The sequence below is a fragment of the Paenibacillus sp. AK121 genome (assembly GCF_019042715.1).
GTDB lineage: Bacteria > Bacillota > Bacilli > Paenibacillales > Paenibacillaceae > Paenibacillus > Paenibacillus polymyxa_C.
In genome coordinates this window covers 143,161-156,951 of sequence record NZ_JAHPJM010000012.1, presented here as the reverse complement: position 1 = coordinate 156,951, position 13,791 = coordinate 143,161, and the positions used below count along the sequence as shown (strand labels likewise).

Below are 13,791 nucleotides of genomic sequence, written 5' to 3'. Positions count from 1 at the left end.
GAGGTTATTCTCATTAAAAGCGTATTTACGCAAACTAATCATTCCAGCGATGCTCACGGAGCCGTATGCGTTCCTCGTAGTCAGCATCGAGTGATGCACTCGCAGGCTGAAAACCGTGAGTATCATATTTATATTGCCATCCCTGCCGAGGAACCTCCTGTATCTGGTTATCCTATTATTTATGTGCTGGATGCCAATTCTGTTTTTGGAACCATGGTGGAAGCAGTGCGCGTTCAGGGTAGACGGCCCGAAAAAACAGGGGTTGTTCCAGCTATCATTGTAGGAATAGGCTATCCAACAGAGGCTCCATTTCATCCTTCACGATATTACGATCTTACATTACCGGGGGCGGCTGTAGAGCTTCCCATAAAGCCAAACGAAGATGCAGCTATAGAAAGCGGGGGCGCCGAGCATTTCTTGTCATTTATTGAAGATGAGCTTAAGCCTATGATTGAGCGTGATTTTCCTATCGACCGCAACCGACAGACGATCTTCGGGCATTCGCTTGGAGGACTGTTCGTATTACATACCCTGTTTACAAGACCAGACTCTTTTCAGGTGTATGTAGCGGGAAGTCCGTCTATACACTGGGGTGGACAAGCTATTAAGGATGAAGAGAAACAGTTTGTAGCTTCTATAGCTCAGAAGCATTGGACTAAAAAGCTGTTGATTGCTGTAGGGGAGTTAGAGGCTGGGCATTTTAGTGGCATGCAGGAAAAAGCCAGGGACTTAGCTGCACGTCTAACGACTAGGGACAATCTAGGACTACACGTAGAGTACCGGGAATTTGCAGACGAAGGTCATATATCCGTGCTGCCGGTCTTGGTTAGCAGAGCGGTTCGTTTTGCTAGTGATTCTATTTAAATATGTAGATAGGTATACATTTTTGAAAGTGTTTTTATTAAAAAAATGCAAGAAATCTGAGGCTGTTTCCCCAACCGAGCATATCGGAGAGGGAGCAGCCTTTATTTTTTTTGTAAATGTCATATTGATATTATTGTTTAGTTGTGTTATTTTATTGTTAATAACAAATTGATAATAACAATTAATAATTAACAAGATGATGGATACGATAAAGAAAGCGAGGAAGCGACGATGTTTGGATTTAATTTTATTAAATTTCAACCCAGTGAATATGTCATGAAGGTGAAGAACGGGAAGGTGGTTCGAGAGGGTGTCGGGTTATCCTTTTATTACTACGCCCCGACCACCTCGGTCGTCGTCGTGCCGGTCTCTTCCATTGATGTACCGTTCATGTTTGAGGATATAACGAATGATTTCCAGGCAGTGACAGTGCAGGGACAACTGACTTATCGGATTGTGGATTACCGCAGAACGACGCAGATTTTAAACTACACGTATGATTTGAAGGAACGGCGCTACATTTCGGACGATCCAAGCAAGCTGGCCCAACGGGTGATTAACATTGCCAAGGTGCTTACCAAAAAGTATTTGGAACGTGTCCCACTCAAAGAAGCAGTTCAGTCCAGTGAACGTCTGGCCCAAAACATGACGAAGGATATTGCTCAGCATACAGAAATGGAGAAACTGGGCATTGAGGTCATGGGGCTGTCCATTTTGGCGATTTTACCCAATAAGGAGACGATGAGAGCACTGGAAGCGCAGGCGAGAGAGGAAATTCTTCGTAGTGCGGATCACGCTTTGTATGAGCGTCGTAACGCATCCATTGAGCAGGAGCGCCGTGTAAAGGAAAATGAGCTGAATACGGAAATTGCAGTGGAGACGAAAAAAAGGCAGATCCGCGAAACCCAACTGGATGCCGAGCGTTCCGTAAAGCAAAAGCAAAGTGAGATGAAGGAGGAGCAGCTGCGGTTTGACACGGCCTTGGAAGAGAAAAAACGCGAACTGATTGAGCTGACCGTAACGAATAAAAAGGCGGAAGCCGATGCCAAGGCCTATGAGCTGACAGCGGTGATGAAATCGTTGCAGGATGTCGAGCCCAACGTACTTCAAGCTATGGCCAACATGGATATGAGCCCGGATAAGCTGATCGCGATCGCATTTCAGGAGCTCGCAGAAAATGCAGGGAAAATCGGTCAGTTGAATATTACACCGGATCTGCTACAAGGTCTCATGTCAGATACGGGAACAAACGGATCAGCAGGATCGAGAGGATCTGGAGGAAGAGCACGATGAACAACCGAATGACAGAGCAGAAGATTATTTTGGTGAAGCGTAAAACGCGACTGGAGGAACTGATTGTCCGATACAATACGGTGCAGCAAGCTCGCTTCTTTATGGAACGGTTGGGTGCGGATTTCAGTGATTATGTGCTGGAGGATGAAAATTACCGCAGGGCGGTGGCAACGGCAACGTCCGAGTTGTCGGTCTTGGGCCGTGTGCAGATTGTGGAGCGGGAGCATGTGCCGAACTTTATTTTTGGTGAACAGGATACGGTGGTGGTACTGGGTCAGGATGGGCTGGTAGCCAACACGTTAAAATATTTGACCGAGCAGCCGCTAATCGGCGTGAATCCAGATCCATTGCGCTGGGACGGGGTATTGCTGCCGTTTACTGTATCTGATCTGCACTGGGTGGTGCCGGATGTGTTCGTGCACAGACGGCCGATTAAGGAGGTTACGTTGGCTAAGGCCCAACTAAATGATGGTCAATCCTTATATGCCGTGAACGATTTGTTCATCGGGCGCAAAACTCATGTTTCTGCGAGATATGAGTTGAGATTGGAGGGTCAGGTAGAGCAGCAATCGTCCAGCGGTATTATTGTTTCCACGGGACTGGGGGCGACGGGCTGGCTGACCAGTGTGCTGGCTGGAGCGGCCGGGATTGTCGGCAGTGCTACACGTCATCCGGTCTCGCTGACTCCAGATCACCTGGTGTCAGGTGCTGCTTTTAGTCAGGAGGGGACAGTAGAAGGAATGGGACAGGATCATCGTGCAACCTGGAGCTCGCCATCGCTTTATTTTACGGTGAGAGAACCGTTTCCCAGTCGGACGACTGCTGCGGAGCTGGTGTTTGGACAGGTGGCAGTTGAAAGACCGCTGCGCATTGCTTCGCAGATGCCGGAGAATGGAGTTATTTTTAGTGATGGAGTGGAAAGCGACTTTCTGGAGTTTAATGCTGGCATTGAGGCGACCATTGGACCGGCGGAGAAAAAAGGGCATCTAGTCGTGTAGAGGTTTGTACAGGACAGCAATGGGTAATTATGAGTAAGGTACAACCATCAGAAGAAATTAAAAAGGAGGAATCAACATGAGCGACCACACTCAAGACGAAGCGAAAATCCGCAACAAGAAGAACGAGGACGGAGATTCCTTGATGGAGAAAACGAAGCTGGACAACGGCGTGGATATTGAGCCTGAGGCTGATGAATGGATTGCGAAGCCCTCACCAGTATCATACGATGATACGAAATCCTCTTCGCAGAAATAAGACTCTTGTGCTTCAATAGAGCAGTAATGCAAAGACAGATGATCCTTAACCGGGTCATCTGTCTTTTTTACATATATTAATTGAATCTGGAATATACCTTCCATACTAGCTCACGACGGCTACTTACCTCTGTTTTCAAGAAAATCGCTTTCAGATGATCCTGCACCGTGTAGGCCGTAATATGAAGTGCACTTGCCAGTTCCTTAGTAGAAAAGCCTTGGACAATGAGCCGTACAAGCTGTCGCTCTCGTTCAGTCCATGAGTAGATTTCAGCCATAAGCGGCAACATGTCAGTTGCTTTAGCAGGCTCAAACCATACGGCCAACTGCTTCTCGCCCATATGCTCGCGTCCGCCTTGCAGGAGAGTGGCTCTGATCGTGACCCAAGGGGTTCCAGCATCAGCGGAAGGGATACATAGTCTGGCTGGTGCAGTAGAAGTGGATAGCGCTCGCAAGCTTACCGCCCGGACAGGGGCTGGCAGCTCGCCATCATGGCTTCCCTCTTGCTGCCGAAGCAGCTTTAGCCACTGCTCTGCTAGTATATTGGACGAGAGGGGGGTTAGTTGAGTGGAAAGCGTCAGAACCCCTGGCTCCAGTTCATGTTCCATAATCATTGCGGGGACTGGAGATACACCGATACTAGTTTGACGCAGATGGTAGGCTATGGACGGCGCTAATGCTTCAAGCAGTTGTTGCTCTTCCGTGCTGAATACAGGCTTTCCATGGTGGCGGAACAACGTAAGAAATCCCCAGCAGCTTCCTTTGTACATAAATGGAACACGCAGCTCATCTCCGAATCCGGCGGGTTGCAAAACATTTCTAAAACGTGTGCTGTGATCCGGCTGGCCTTGTGTAGACCCATGAAGCGTCGCGATGGACTGCCCCTCTCGCACCAATTGATCGTATTTCATGATATCGTCGTGCAGATATTCGTATTCTAGTAGTTTGCTGTGAATGCCCTCTACACCCGACTCCGTAAATGCCCCCGTGGAAAGCAGCGTTCGCGGATCTACTGAGGTACAGCACGCTGCATCAAAAGAAATCTGAGTACGCAAGCGGTCGATTAGCGTGTGCTTGTAGGTGGGGGATGAGGGTGACTTACTTCCCATTTCCATGATTGGTTGTCGATCCTTCTTAAGCTGTGCAAATGGTGTATTATGTGCGTTCATCCTTTACTCCTATCGTGAAAGCTGGAGATTCTCCAATCGCATCTTCTTAAATCCCACATTTGTGGGATGGTGGTTATTCGTATTGTCTATATAATTGAGAATGATTCTTAATTAAATCTACAATAAACGAATGGCCGTTGAAGATCAAGGCTAAATGTTTGGAGGAGAGCACATATGAAGCAACCCCATATTGGAAATACCGACTCAAATCAACCTATGAGCTGGAATCATCCGAATGTGCATAAATACGCGGATACGATTGCTTTAAAAATACCTGGATATACCCATCTGTATGAGATGACAGATTGTTTGATAACCGCACAGCTTGAAGCGCAGGCTCATAACAAAAATATTGATCCGAATGTGCTGATTGTCGGAGCTGGGGGCGGTCAGGAACTGATTACGCTCGGAGGGCGGCATGAGGCATGGTCCTTTAGGGCAGTTGATCCCTCTGAGCACATGCTGGATTTGGCACGTCAACGTGTGACACAAGCGGGCATCGGTTCAAAAATATCATTTGTTACAGGTACGTTGGAAGAGTTGTCTGGAAAATCACCTAAAGAACAGTACGAAAAGCGCAGCGAAGAGTCATGCAGAGAACCGGTCTATGACGCTGCTACCTGCCTGCTGGTGCTTCATTTTCTTCAGAGCTTGGAAAATAAACAGGCATTGCTGCGCCAGATATCCGGTCGACTCAAGCCGGGTGCGCCTTTTTGCCTAGCTTCTATTAATGGGAATCCGCAGGATCCTTCTTTTTCCATCCAAATGCAGGCATGGAAAGGCCATATGCTGAGTCAGGGCATTTCACTGGAGGATTGGGAACGATTCGCTGCTTCTATCGGTCGTGAGTCAAACCCGGTGTCCAATGCGGCAATTCAGGAACTATTGATAGATGCAGGCTTTACTCGCATTACCCGGTATTATGGTGCTTTTTTAGTGAATGCATGGTTTGCGGTTAAAGAGGGAGAGACGGCTTATGACAAAGGATAATATCATCATCATTGGCGGGTATGGGCATGTTGGGAAAATTGTATGCACAGAGTTAAGTGAAATGTTCCCTGGCAAGGTATTTGCCGCAGGCCGTAGTCTGGAACGTGCCACTGCATTCAGCCAACAATCGAATGGCAAGATACGACCTTTGCAGCTTGATATTCATGAACCCATAGACCCGTCGATATTAGAGCAAGCTAAAATGATTATTATGTGTCTGGATCAGGACAATACAACCTTGGTACGCACCTGTCTTCAGCATGGCGTGCATTACATGGATATTACTGCGAATGCGGCCTTTTTGAGTCAGGTGGAGCAGTGTCATCAGGAGGCCCGAGCTTATCAGGTCACTGCATTGTTAAGTGTAGGATTAGCTCCAGGGCTAACCAATCTATTGGCTCTGCAAGCGACACAGCTCATGGATCAGACGGATGAATTGAACATATCTTTGATGCTGGGCTTGGGTGATCAACACGGTCAGGCTGCGATTGAGTGGACTGTAGATCAGATTCATACCGACTTGGAGGTGATAGAACAGGGACGTCCAGTGACTCGAAGAAGCTTTACCGACGGCATAGTAGCAGACTTTGGTGTAGGAGTGGGTCGTCATCGGGTGTATCGGTTTCCCTTTTCGGATCAGCAGACACTTCCACGTACACTCAATATTCCTACAGTCAGCACACGCCTGTGCTTCGATTCGCGCTTGACCACCCGTCTTCTGGCAGGGCTCCGGACGATAGGAATATCAGGTCTGCTCCGACAGCCAACTGTTCGAGATGCAGTAGTTCGCAGCTTTGGCAAAGTGCATCTAGGAGGAAATGCTGTAGCGGTCAAGGTAGACGCCCAAGGAACTCGCAATGGCAAGGAGACGAGGGTTGAATGCAGGCTAAGGGGACATCATCAGTCTGATTTGACTGCTAAAGCCGCCGTTTTTGCGGCGCTTGCCCTGTATCGTTCAGAACTTCCATATGGTGTTTTTCACATGGAGCAGGTTTTTTCGTGGAATCGCATGCGGGCTTGGCTGGGACAGCAGGTAGACGTAGATATTCAGATGAACGGACAGCAAGTATAAAAGTCATATATCTGAAAAAAGGACTCTCATATCATCCAAGCTTATTCGGCAATGCCTTGCGGATAGGTCTTGGATTTCTTTTCCTATTGGATTACACTAGAAGGAAGTACATATTTCTGGGAAAGACCAGAGGGGATGATATGAAATGTGGAATCCCTATGAACATAGTAGGCAGCATCCGCACGATTTTATAGTAAAATATCGATTTTACACACCGGAAGAAGGAGGCAGGAAACAACTGCCTATTCAGGGTTATCGCTGCGATTTTTCCTATGAGGGCGACGATATTACAACAACGGGAATTTATGCAATACATCCTGAGTTTGAAGATGAAGAGGGTCAATTGATCATGGATACCAGGCACCCGGTTCACCGGGAAGGTCAGGCAAGAATGTGGATTTTGTTTGGAGAAATGAGGGAAAAGGTACACCGACACCGGATACATGTAGGAACCAGGGGATATTTTATGGAAGGCCCACGCCGAGTCGGTGAAGTTGAAGTTACAAGTCTGGTAGGCCTCTTGACCAATCCGCTCGACTAAGCTGCTCGAATTCAATCAGAAGGTGCAATCAGACAGCGAATAGAGGTGTTCAATCGAAGATGGATGTCGCTTATATTATCGATCTATTACGTAAAGACGATGTAACCTTAACCCCAGGCTTATCCACCTGGGAGATTACTGAGGTCGAAGACAGGTATGATATTCACTTTCCGCCCGATTTAAGAGAGCTGCTGATGAACGTTCTTCCAATCGGTAAAAGCTTTATTCCTTGGAGAGATACGTCACCACAGCGAATGGGTGTCATTTGGGAAAGGCTGAATTGGCCGCTCGAAGGTATGATTTTTGATGTGGAGCAGAATATATTCTGGCCTTCCGAATGGGGAGAAAGACCAACAGATTTGCAGGAAGCCGTGGACATATGTAAACGTGAGTTTTTGCGCGTGCCCAAGCTGATCCCCATCTATGGTCACCGATATATCCCAGAGCAGCCTTGTGAAGAAGGAAATCCGGTATTTTCAGTGTATCAAACGGATATTATCGTGTATGGAGAAAGTTTGCAGGAATATTTCAAGCAGGAATTTGGAGAGAAGACTTACGAACAGATTGATTTTGAGGCCGTAAAAACAGTTCGCTTTTGGAGTGATTTATGTAGTTGAAGCGTCGAATCGCTAGGAAGTTAAATAAGTCGAGGCAAAGGAAGGAGAACATAAGGTGACGATGGAGCAGGATTTGGAAGAAATCAAAGAAAGGCTAATCCAGATCGAGACAAAACTCGAACAAAAGTCGACTTCTAGCAAAATCCTGAAGTATATGGTCATCATTTTCTTGTCTATTTTTTTCTTGCTTCTTGTGATCGGAGTTCTTCAATTCGTCTCAAGCTGATCGGTATAAATTTACGGACAGAAAGGAGCTCGTTATGTCTATAGAAGCCATTATTTTTGATCTGGATAATACACTGATTCATCGCAAACAGGCATTTGCTGCATATACGGAGCGTTTTATAGAACGATTTATTGTGGCAGAAGAACCAGCCAGCCACGCGGCTGTCGTTGAGCGAATACGTCTGGCGGATCAAGACGGGTATCGAGATAAGAGGGAGCTGTATACCGAGCTGCATGCAGACCTGAAACTGAAAAATCCCGATACGACAGTACAGGAGATGCTGGGCTTTTGGTACGGTGAATTTCATAAGTTTACGGTCCTGATGGACGGAGCCAAGGAAGTGTTGTCCGAACTACGGTCTCGGGGCTTGAAGCTTGGTATTATTACCAACGGCTCACTTCGTACGCAGCAGGCTAAGATTGACCGGGTTATGCTGAGAGATTATGTGGATTCCATTATCGTATCGGGTGGCGTCAACGTCGAGAAGCCTAATCCTCGTATTTTCGAGTTGGCACTGAAAGAGCTGGACATTGCCGAACCTGGTCATGCCTGTTACGTAGGCGATCATCCGACGAATGATATTCGTGGTGCGCAAAGTGCAGGGCTGCATACCATCTGGCTGGAAGGCTTTATGACGTGGAATGAAATGGACATTGTACCGGATCATCAGATTGGGAGTCTACGTGAAATCACTGGCTGGCTGGATCGTCTCAGCTATCCATCGAATATGGAGGAGGGGGCATCATGAGTAGGGAGCAGCAACCGAATCCCATTCTGTTATCGTTCCCGGAACAATTCCAGACGGAGCGATTGACCATACGCGCTCCACAGTGGGGCGATGGTGCGGCGGTCAATGAGGCGATACGCGAGAGTGTACATGAGCTGCGGCCTTGGCTTCTTTTTGCGAGAAATCTCCCTACGGTAGAGGAATCTGAAATCCGTTCACGCCAAGCCAGACTTAAATTTCTGGATCGGTCTGACATGGTGCTGTACGTATTTGATACGGCTTCAGGACAATTTGTAGCCAGCAGCGGTCTGCATCGAATGAATTGGGATGCACGAAGATTTGAAATTGGATATTGGCTCAGAACCTCATGGACTGGCAAAGGTATTATAACAGAGGCCGTGCATGGTGTTACGGATTTTGCCATACAGCATTTACATGCTAATCGGTTGGAGATTCTTTGTGATTCCAGAAATACGCGCAGCGCCAAGGTAGCGGAACGGGCAGGTTTTACATTAGAGGGGATTTTAAGGAATGTCGAGTGTGATGAAGAGGGGAATATGGTACACCATATGGTTTTTGCGAAAGTACGTGGTATTGAATTTTAGCAAGCGATTGTACGATATTGCGGGAGCTTATATGATTCATAATATGACGAAAAATACAGACAAGTTGGTGTGCATACAATGTGACATCAGCTTAAGGTTCAGCAATCTTGCAAGCGCTATCCCAAGAGGATGCTTTACGAAGTTTTATTAGAAGCTTGGCAGGTATTTTCCGGTGTTAGGAAAGGTAATTTAGTATGAGAAAATTTAGTAAGAGCAGCAGTAGGGGAATTAATCAGGAAATAAAGGAAAAGTTCCACTGGAAGGCTCGCGCTGCGTATCTGGTTGCCGTGCTGGTCATGATCTTGTTGGGCTTGGGAAGCAGGGCTTTCTCCACCCAGTTACCTGCATTCGTTGCCAATCACTTTGGGGATGCCTTGTGGGCGTGCATGATTTATTTTGGGCTGAGAATGTTGTGGGTGAACCGTCAGTTGTCTGTAGCCCTTTGGGGCAGTGTGCTGTTTTGCTTCGCTATTGAATTCAGTCAGATGTACCAGGCTCCTTGGATTAACCACATTCGGGCGACCACCTTGGGCGGCCTAGTGCTTGGCAAAGGGTTTCTGACCGTGGATATGATCAGGTACACGGTTGGTATTGTGGTATCCTGGGTACTGGACCAAGGCTGCCAAAGGCTGGTGGGGATCAATAGACGTATGGACGATGACAAACCACTCAAATAATCTGAGAAGCGAGGGTTGCGCTTGAAACAAAAGGGAAAGCATCACAGGTCGTTCGGTAAGATGATTGGGTTATGCGTAGGGTTCAGCTTGTTGTTTGCAACCATACTTATTCCAGGGCAGGCATTAGCGGAAAAGCAGCTTGCGGCGCCTCTTCGTTTTGATTTTGGTCCTGGGGATGTAGCTGACGGCTACACTCAGGTCACTGCTAAGGATGCTTACACGCCTGAGCGTGGCTATGGATTTACCGATCTTTCCAAGGTAAATGAAGAGAACCGTGGTGGAAGTGATGCTATCCGCTCAGATTTTGTTCGTGTTCAAGGCTCATCATTTGTCGTCAATTTACCACCTGCGGATTACACGCTTTCTCTGATTGCCGGAGATATTGCCAGAAACACGGACATTACGGTTAAAGCCGAATCCATTGTTAAAGTAGAGCCTACTGCCAAAACAGCAGGACAATTTGTCGAGGCTGCGTTTGAGCTTGCACTCATCGACGGTCAGCTCGAATTGTATTTCTCAGGAAATGAAGCGAAGATCAACGCTTTGGTTATCACTCCCAAGGGAGCTCGAACGGCTGGAGAACATCCTTCCGTATACCTTGCGGGAGATTCTACGGTTCAAACCTATAAATCCTCGATGAAGCCTCAGGCAGGCTGGGGGCAAATGATTGCGCCATTCTTTACAGATGAGACTATTTTTGTGAACCGTTCTATTGGTGGACGTAGCACGAAGACTTTTTTGGTTCAAGGGCGGTTAGATGATATTTTACGGAATATCCGTCCAGGAGATTATCTGTTCATACAGTTTGGGCATAATGATGCCGCGATCAATAATCAGGAGCGTTATGTTTCACCGGCCGACTATAAAGTATACTTGAAAACGTACATCCAAGGAGCCACTCAACGCGGTGCGGTACCTGTGCTAATTACTCCTGTAGGCCGCCGCGATTATGATGCAGCAAGTGCTTCGTTTCGGATTAGTTTCCCGGAATATGTGCAGGCCATGAAGGAAACAGCATCAGAGACGGGTGTTGCACTGGTCGATCTTAGTCAATTGAGTGTAGCCTACTATGATACATTAGGCCTGGAAGGAACACTTCCACTATTTTTACATTTGGAGCCAGGTGTGTATTCTGCATTTCCTGATGGCGTGAAGGATGATACACATTTTCAGGAGTACGGTGCGGAGCAAATAGCCCGCTTGGTAGCCCAAGGGGTTCGTGATTTGAATATTCCTCTATCCTCTTATGTAAAGGCAGAGAATCTGCAATAGCACCGAGTTTCCATAACCATGATATACTCAGAAAATAAGCTGGCCCTACCCAAACCCAGCATGATTTAGGCTTGGGTGGGGCTTTTAATGTTCTGGACTTTAAGGAGGAAGTAGTATGACAGTCGCTCAACTTCATAATCTTATTAACGGTCAACTCCTGCATAATCAGCATCGGAGTTTATTTTACATGCACGAGGGTTCTGTTCTGCTAGGACCTTCAACGGAAATGACGTACTGGCTGACGCAGCGAAGCCCGGAACTGATCCTCATGCTTCAAAGCTTGAAGCGCCAACATACATATCATGCTTTTGTGAAAGATGTAGCGGCCAAAATACTGTCCCAGTTTGTAAATACCAATCAGTATCTACATTTTCACACAAATCATGCGAGGGAGCTTGCAAAGCTGTATGATCAATTCTTCACCCGGATTGAAAAGCTGTTTCAAAAGAAAGCTATAGCTGGAGCAACTCTGGACTTACTGCTTCAGCAGCATTATGGGCATTTGAGAGATTTCCTTATTCGTACCAATGGACGTGAAATATTCGCTAAGTATGCAGAGAGTGAGTATACCTTTTGGATACCTTGTGAGGAATATACGCCGGAGCTGCAAGTCAATCTGCTAGGATTGGACCTTGCTCGTTTGCAAGAGCCTGTTCTAGATGTTGGTTGCGGATCAGAGGCACGGTTGGTTACCTATTTACGTTCCTTGGGATTTGAGGCTTACGGAACAGATCGGCTGGCTGAGACAGAAGGTTGTGTCATTCAAGGAGATTGGTTAGAGAGCACTTATGGAGAAAGTACATGGGGAACGATCGTTTCACATATGGCATTCTCCAATCATTTTATGCATCATCATCTGAAGGCAGATGGTAATATCCATGAGTACGCTCGTAAATATATGGATTTGCTTAAAGCCATTCGGCCAGGAGGGAGCTTTATCTACAGCCCGTGCCTCCCGTTTATGGAAGAGCTTTTGGATGCCCAAATGGGTTATCAAGTAGAGTATATCCAGTCATACGAAGGTTATAGAGCTACGAAGATAACGCGTATACATTCATAAGTGCTAGTATCAGCCATTTGTCAGATTCACTCTTTGAATGGTAGTATAAGGATAGATATTACTCTATTTGGGATTCTGTTAATGATCAGGATTCTCATGTCGTTGATTTGATAGCATAGTTGCCCTGAATAATAAATTATTGTATAGATAACGGAATTTTTCAGGGAAGATTAAACCATATTTTCCTAAAAGCCGATATATGGAAATGAGGCGAAAACACACTGTTATTATGCCCGCCGCAAAATGGATGTAATAATTGGGTTAGGAGAGTAGAAGAAGTGTCCGATCTGTATACAAAAAAAGAAGTAGAAGATTATGTAACGAACGTGGCTTTCGAACGACCTTTAGGTGTAAGCATTTCAGCTATTTTACTGATTTTTAATGGAGCACTCCTGTTGGTGACACAGCTATTGACGCTTAATGCATTAAATGAGGCTTCTACGTTGTTAGGCATGTGCAGGGGCATGTTTCAAGGATTTATCGCGTTGCTCGGTCTGGCAGGAACGGCTGCCGGTATTGGTATGTTGTTCGGTAAGAAGTGGGCTTGGTGGCTGGCATTATTTTATTTTACATATGAGACCATGCGTTATGCGTGTGCAATTCTGTCTATTCCCGATATCTCTCCAGCGTTAGGCGGTGTGCAGCTAAGTCCTGCTTTTTACTACCTTAAATATGGTATGCGTATTATTTGGAATTTATTTTTTACGTTGTTTACGTGTCGTAGTACCGTGACTGGCTTTTTTCAAACAAGTGAAATCAACAAGTGGAGAGCATGCACCGCATTATTCTTCATCAATGGAGTAATGGTGGGGATCGGCTGGTGGTTGACAAGATAGGTTCTTCGATGTGAAGGAGAGATGAATAATGACAATGGAAACGTTTCCGGTTTTGGTAACCGATCGGCTTTATTTAAGACAGCTTACATTAGCAGACGCGGAGGACATATTCAACTATTTCTCCAGAGATGAGGTTACTAAATATTATGATTTGGAAAGCTTTACGAAGGTAGAGCAAGCTGAGAAATTTATTCGTTCCATGCTAACCAGATATGAGAAGCAAGAGGGCTTTCGTTGGGGGGTTACGTTAAAAGAAGCTCCTGAGCGGATCGTGGGTACAATTGGATTTCATAACTGGCAGAAGGAACACTCCCGTATCGAAATCGGCTATGAGCTGGCACCGGAATACTGGCGGCAGGGCCTGATGACAGAAGCGATGAAGGTGGTGGTGGATTACGGCTTTCAATTGCCGCAGGTTCACCGTATAGAAGCCTTCATTGATCCAGACAACGAAGGCTCCAGACGGCTGCTGCTCAAAAGTGGCTTTACTAAAGAGGGTCACTTGAGAGATTACTTTTATGAAAAAGGTCAGTTTGTTGACGCTGTTGTTTTTGGCTATCTTCGCAAGGAGTTTTCTGCGGAGCAGTAA

The 13,791-nt window shown here is 46.4% G+C and carries 17 protein-coding genes; 16 read left to right on the top strand and 1 reads right to left on the bottom strand.

Features of this window, described 5'->3' with window-relative positions:
- Positions 1–93: 93 nt before the first annotated feature.
- The 4 genes from KSP24_RS19975 (at position 94) to KSP24_RS19960 (ending at position 3,411) form a co-directional block, all read left to right on the top strand.
- Positions 94–864, top strand: coding sequence for an alpha/beta hydrolase (locus KSP24_RS19975; protein ID WP_254207903.1), 771 nt, complete (start codon positions 94–96; stop codon positions 862–864).
- A gap of 231 nt (positions 865–1,095) precedes the next feature.
- A complete protein-coding gene (locus tag KSP24_RS19970; protein ID WP_216976353.1) occupies positions 1,096–2,157 on the top strand; it encodes an SPFH domain-containing protein in 1,062 nt (353 codons plus the stop codon).
- A complete protein-coding gene (locus KSP24_RS19965) occupies positions 2,154–3,155 on the top strand; it encodes a diacylglycerol kinase catalytic domain-containing protein (RefSeq protein WP_216976351.1) in 1,002 nt (333 codons plus the stop codon). The genes KSP24_RS19970 and KSP24_RS19965 overlap by 4 nt, the downstream gene beginning before the upstream one ends.
- 76 nt (positions 3,156–3,231) lie before the next feature.
- A complete protein-coding gene (locus KSP24_RS19960; protein WP_013370039.1) occupies positions 3,232–3,411 on the top strand; it encodes a hypothetical protein in 180 nt (59 codons plus the stop codon).
- Between the two features lie 76 nt (positions 3,412–3,487).
- On the opposite strand, the gene KSP24_RS19955 is transcribed toward KSP24_RS19960, so the two are convergent.
- Positions 3,488–4,579 (bottom strand): LuxR C-terminal-related transcriptional regulator, encoded by a 1,092-nt coding sequence (locus KSP24_RS19955; protein WP_216976348.1) that lies wholly within the window; start codon positions 4,577–4,579, stop codon positions 3,488–3,490.
- Positions 4,580–4,753: 174 nt separating this feature from the next.
- Here KSP24_RS19955 and KSP24_RS19950 point away from each other — a divergent pair, with 174 nt between their 5' ends.
- The 12 genes from KSP24_RS19950 to KSP24_RS19895 all read left to right on the top strand — a co-directional run bounded on the left by KSP24_RS19950 (position 4,754) and on the right by KSP24_RS19895 (position 13,791).
- Positions 4,754–5,569: a class I SAM-dependent methyltransferase gene (locus KSP24_RS19950; protein ID WP_090736114.1), complete on the top strand. Its 816-nt coding sequence runs from the start codon at positions 4,754–4,756 to the stop codon at positions 5,567–5,569.
- Complete coding sequence (locus tag KSP24_RS19945) at positions 5,556–6,641, top strand: saccharopine dehydrogenase family protein (RefSeq protein WP_216976346.1); 1,086 nt, start codon at positions 5,556–5,558, stop codon at positions 6,639–6,641. The genes KSP24_RS19950 and KSP24_RS19945 overlap by 14 nt, the downstream gene beginning before the upstream one ends.
- Before the next feature lie 145 nt (positions 6,642–6,786).
- On the top strand, positions 6,787–7,182 hold the full coding sequence (locus KSP24_RS19940; protein ID WP_045243994.1) for a hypothetical protein: 396 nt from the start codon (positions 6,787–6,789) through the stop codon (positions 7,180–7,182).
- 59 nt (positions 7,183–7,241) lie between these two features.
- Positions 7,242–7,799: an SMI1/KNR4 family protein gene (locus KSP24_RS19935; protein ID WP_216976344.1), complete on the top strand. Its 558-nt coding sequence runs from the start codon at positions 7,242–7,244 to the stop codon at positions 7,797–7,799.
- Positions 7,800–7,854: 55 nt separating this feature from the next.
- Positions 7,855–8,025 (top strand): hypothetical protein, encoded by a 171-nt coding sequence (locus KSP24_RS19930; RefSeq protein ID WP_167346995.1) that lies wholly within the window; start codon positions 7,855–7,857, stop codon positions 8,023–8,025.
- A gap of 34 nt (positions 8,026–8,059) precedes the next feature.
- Positions 8,060–8,773, top strand: coding sequence for an HAD family hydrolase (locus KSP24_RS19925; protein ID WP_040101816.1), 714 nt, complete (start codon positions 8,060–8,062; stop codon positions 8,771–8,773).
- Positions 8,770–9,357 carry a GNAT family N-acetyltransferase gene (locus tag KSP24_RS19920; RefSeq protein ID WP_216976342.1) on the top strand — a complete coding sequence of 196 codons (588 nt, stop codon included), beginning with the start codon at positions 8,770–8,772 and terminating at the stop codon, positions 9,355–9,357. The genes KSP24_RS19925 and KSP24_RS19920 overlap by 4 nt, the downstream gene beginning before the upstream one ends.
- A gap of 194 nt (positions 9,358–9,551) precedes the next feature.
- A complete protein-coding gene (locus KSP24_RS19915) occupies positions 9,552–10,034 on the top strand; it encodes a ribosomal maturation YjgA family protein (RefSeq protein ID WP_216976340.1) in 483 nt (160 codons plus the stop codon).
- Between the two features lie 60 nt (positions 10,035–10,094).
- A complete protein-coding gene (locus KSP24_RS19910) occupies positions 10,095–11,306 on the top strand; it encodes a rhamnogalacturonan acetylesterase (RefSeq protein WP_216976390.1) in 1,212 nt (403 codons plus the stop codon).
- 115 nt (positions 11,307–11,421) lie between these two features.
- Positions 11,422–12,366: a class I SAM-dependent methyltransferase gene (locus KSP24_RS19905; protein WP_216976338.1), complete on the top strand. Its 945-nt coding sequence runs from the start codon at positions 11,422–11,424 to the stop codon at positions 12,364–12,366.
- Positions 12,367–12,644: 278 nt separating this feature from the next.
- Complete coding sequence (locus tag KSP24_RS19900) at positions 12,645–13,202, top strand: hypothetical protein (protein ID WP_216976336.1); 558 nt, start codon at positions 12,645–12,647, stop codon at positions 13,200–13,202.
- Positions 13,203–13,230: 28 nt separating this feature from the next.
- Positions 13,231–13,791, top strand: a complete 561-nt coding sequence (locus KSP24_RS19895) for a GNAT family N-acetyltransferase (RefSeq protein ID WP_216976334.1) — start codon at positions 13,231–13,233, stop codon at positions 13,789–13,791.

Bases quoted from the DNA above. Each gene is read 5' to 3' on its own strand.
- KSP24_RS19975 (WP_254207903.1), top strand. From the start codon at position 94: ATGCACTCGCAGGCTGAAAACCGTGAGTATCATATTTATATTGCCATC.
- KSP24_RS19970 (WP_216976353.1), top strand. From the start codon at position 1,096: ATGTTTGGATTTAATTTTATTAAATTTCAACCCAGTGAATATGTCATG.
- KSP24_RS19965 (WP_216976351.1), top strand. From the start codon at position 2,154: ATGAACAACCGAATGACAGAGCAGAAGATTATTTTGGTGAAGCGTAAA.
- KSP24_RS19960 (WP_013370039.1), top strand. From the start codon at position 3,232: ATGAGCGACCACACTCAAGACGAAGCGAAAATCCGCAACAAGAAGAAC.
- KSP24_RS19955 (WP_216976348.1), bottom strand. From the start codon at position 4,579: ATGAACGCACATAATACACCATTTGCACAGCTTAAGAAGGATCGACAA.
- KSP24_RS19950 (WP_090736114.1), top strand. From the start codon at position 4,754: ATGAAGCAACCCCATATTGGAAATACCGACTCAAATCAACCTATGAGC.
- KSP24_RS19945 (WP_216976346.1), top strand. From the start codon at position 5,556: ATGACAAAGGATAATATCATCATCATTGGCGGGTATGGGCATGTTGGG.
- KSP24_RS19940 (WP_045243994.1), top strand. From the start codon at position 6,787: ATGTGGAATCCCTATGAACATAGTAGGCAGCATCCGCACGATTTTATA.
- KSP24_RS19935 (WP_216976344.1), top strand. From the start codon at position 7,242: ATGGATGTCGCTTATATTATCGATCTATTACGTAAAGACGATGTAACC.
- KSP24_RS19925 (WP_040101816.1), top strand. From the start codon at position 8,060: ATGTCTATAGAAGCCATTATTTTTGATCTGGATAATACACTGATTCAT.
- KSP24_RS19920 (WP_216976342.1), top strand. From the start codon at position 8,770: ATGAGTAGGGAGCAGCAACCGAATCCCATTCTGTTATCGTTCCCGGAA.
- KSP24_RS19915 (WP_216976340.1), top strand. From the start codon at position 9,552: ATGAGAAAATTTAGTAAGAGCAGCAGTAGGGGAATTAATCAGGAAATA.
- KSP24_RS19910 (WP_216976390.1), top strand. From the start codon at position 10,095: ATGATTGGGTTATGCGTAGGGTTCAGCTTGTTGTTTGCAACCATACTT.
- KSP24_RS19905 (WP_216976338.1), top strand. From the start codon at position 11,422: ATGACAGTCGCTCAACTTCATAATCTTATTAACGGTCAACTCCTGCAT.
- KSP24_RS19895 (WP_216976334.1), top strand. From the start codon at position 13,231: ATGACAATGGAAACGTTTCCGGTTTTGGTAACCGATCGGCTTTATTTA.